Raw genomic sequence first — 2,830 nt, 5'->3', positions numbered from 1 at the left:
CCGGGGCGGCCCCGTCCGCGGGGTCCGCGGGGTCCGCGGACGAAGGGGGCGCGGGGGGCGCGGTGTTCCGGTCCTGCCGTTTCCCGGGCCCGGCGGTCCCACCGGCCTCGCCGGTCTCGGCGGGCCCCGGGGCCGCTCCCGGGTCCGGCTCGTGTCCGCGGTCCGGCCGAGGCCCGGATTCCGGCTCCGGTTCCGGTTCCGGCGGGTCGTTCTCGTACGCCGTCCGGGCGGCGTCGGAAGCCTCCGGGCGAGCCGGGAGGTTTTCGGCGGGGGTGCCGCACCCAGGGCAGGCGAGCGCGCCGTTGAGGTGCCTTCGGCACGGCTGGCAGTAGTCCATGACGCGTGAAGGCTAAGTTCCGCTCACGTCCGGTTCCTAGAGCAAAGTGTGAAGGTTTGGTAGGGACGCTTGCTCATAGGTTTCGAAACTGTCGAAACCGTTATGCGCGCGACCCATTGACACCCCCACCACCCCGTCCTTACTGTCACGCCAGCATTTCGAACGCGTGACGAAATATCGAACACGTCGCACCGCACCATCGAACGATCACAGGGTCCACAACGCAGCGAGGGGCAACCGCCGTGCGTATCACCGGAATCAGCACACACGTGGTCGGGACGCCGTGGCGCAACCTGACGTACGTCCAGGTGCACACCGACGAGGGGATCACGGGAGTCGGCGAGACCCGGATGCTGGGGCACACCGACGCCCTTCTGGGTTATCTGAAGGAGGCCGAGGCCAACCACATTCTCGGCTCGGACCCGTTCGCCGTCGAGGACCTGGTCCGCCGGATGAAGTACGGCGACTTCGGCCGGGCCGGCGAGATCGTGATGTCCGGTATCGCCGTCGTCGAGATGGCCTGCTGGGACATCAAGGGCAAGGCCCTCGGCGTCCCCGTATGGCAGTTGCTCGGCGGCAGGGTGACCGACAAGGTCAAGGCGTACGCCAACGGCTGGTACACCACGGAGCGCACCCCGGAGGCGTACCACAAGGCCGCGCAGGCGGTGGTGGAGCGCGGCTACCGGGCCCTGAAGATCGACCCGTTCGGCACCGGGCACTTCGAACTCGACCGCAAGGAGACCCTGTACGCCGTCTCCCTGATCGAGGCGGTCCGCGACGCCATCGGCCCCGAGACCGAGCTGATGCTGGAGATGCACGGCCGCTTCTCCCCCGCCACCGCCGTCCGCCTCGCGCGGGAACTGGCGCCGTTCGACCCGGCCTGGCTGGAGGAGCCGGTTCCGCCGGAGAACCTCAAGGCGCTGGAGAAGGTCGCCGCCAAGGTCGACATCCCGCTCGCCACCGGTGAACGCGTCCACGACCGCATCGAGTTCCGTGAGCTGTTCGAGAGCCAGGCCGTCGACATCCTGCAGCCGGACGTCGGCCACATCGGCGGCATCTGGGAGACGCGCAAGCTCGCCGCGACCGCCGAGACCCACTACATGCTGGTCGCGCCGCACAACGTCGGCGGCCCGGTGCTCACCGCCGCGTCCCTCCAGGTCGGCTTCACCTCACCGAACTTCAAGATCCTGGAGCACTTCAACGACTTCGCCGACGCGGAGATCAAGAAGGTCGTCAAGGGCGCCCCGCAGGTGAACCCGGAGGACGGCTGCTTCCACCTCTCCGACGCCCCCGGTCTCGGTGTGGAGCTGGACGTCGACGCGGCGGCCGAGTTCCCGCAGCAGCAGGCCCGGTTCGACCTGTGGGCCGAGGGCTGGGAGCAGCGCAAGCCCAAGGGCACAAAGTGACCGGGCGAACGGGCGGCCCCGCGGCCGCTCCCGGGAACTCCGTCGCCGTCGTCGTCGACGCCCCCGGCGCACACCGCCTGGTCGCGCACGAGCCGCGCGACCCCGGTCCCGGCGAGGCCCTGGTCCGGGTGCACGCCACCGGCATCTGCGGCAGTGACCGCGAGGTGTACCAGGGCAACCGCCCCGAGGGGTACGTGCGGTACCCGCTCACGCCGGGCCACGAGTGGTCCGGAACCGTGGAGCGGGTGGGCGCGGGCGTGCCCGCCTCGCTCACCGGCTGCAAGGTCGTGGGAGAGGGTTTCCGGAACTGCCAGGTGTGCGACCGCTGCCACGCCGGCGAGACGACCCTGTGCTCGGCGGGCTACGAGGAGACCGGGTTCACCCGGCCGGGGGCGATGGCCGCCACGCTGACCCTCCCGGCCCGCCTGCTGCACGTCCTGCCGGACGACGCCGACCTCACCGCGGCGGCGCTGCTGGAGCCGGCGGCCTGTATCGCCGCCGCCGCGCTCAAGGCGAACGCCGTGCCCGGCGAGCGGGTCGCCGTGGTCGGCACGGGGACCCTCGGCATGTTCGCGGTGCAGTTCCTGCGCGCGAACTCCCCGGCCGAACTGCTGGTCGTCGGCACCCGCGGCGACCGGGAGGAGCTGTCCCGGCGGTACGGCGCCACCGGCTTCCGCACCAAGGACCAGCCGCTCCCGGACGACTTCGACGTGGTGATCGAGACCGCCGGGTCCGCCGACGCGGCCCGCGCGGCCGCCGCGCTGCTGAGGCGCGGCGGGCGGCTCGTCCTGACCGGCATCCCGGCGCCGGGCGCGGACGGTCTCGACCCGACGGACCTGGTCGTACGGCAGGTGGAGGTGCACACCGTCTTCGGGGCGCCGCCGGACGCCTGGGCGCACACGGTACGGGTGTTCGCCGCCGGACTGCTCGATCCGCTGCCGCTGGTCACGCACGAGCTGCCGCTGGCCGGGTTCTCGGAGGCCATCGAGCTGGTGGGGTCCGGCGACCCGAAGGTGGGCAAGGTCCTGTTGCGTCCTTAGGGCGCCCGGTCGTGCGCCGGTACGGGGCGTCCTGACCGCCCCGTACC

At 71.8% G+C, this 2,830-nt stretch carries 3 protein-coding genes; 2 read left to right on the top strand and 1 reads right to left on the bottom strand.

Going from position 1 to position 2,830, the window contains the following annotated elements; all coding sequences use genetic code 11:
- Positions 1–337 (bottom strand): SCO2400 family protein (locus AOK11_RS46690; RefSeq protein ID WP_420902980.1); only part of this gene is annotated, 337 nt, incomplete at its 3' end.
- A gap of 242 nt (positions 338–579) precedes the next feature.
- Between AOK11_RS46690 and AOK11_RS09740 the strand changes: the two genes are divergently transcribed.
- Positions 580–1,743 (top strand): mandelate racemase/muconate lactonizing enzyme family protein, encoded by a 1,164-nt coding sequence (locus AOK11_RS09740; protein ID WP_055593262.1) that lies wholly within the window; start codon positions 580–582, stop codon positions 1,741–1,743.
- On the top strand, positions 1,740–2,783 hold the full coding sequence (locus AOK11_RS09735) for a zinc-dependent alcohol dehydrogenase (protein WP_055593261.1): 1,044 nt from the start codon (positions 1,740–1,742) through the stop codon (positions 2,781–2,783). The genes AOK11_RS09740 and AOK11_RS09735 overlap by 4 nt, the downstream gene beginning before the upstream one ends.
- The last annotated feature ends 47 nt before the right edge of the window (positions 2,784–2,830 follow it).

The organism is Streptomyces hirsutus (genome assembly GCF_001418415.1).
GTDB classification, from domain to species: Bacteria; Actinomycetota; Actinomycetes; order Streptomycetales; family Streptomycetaceae; genus Streptomyces; species Streptomyces hirsutus.
Note: the sequence above shows the minus strand (reverse complement) of the source record. Positions and strands in the feature narration are given on the sequence as shown.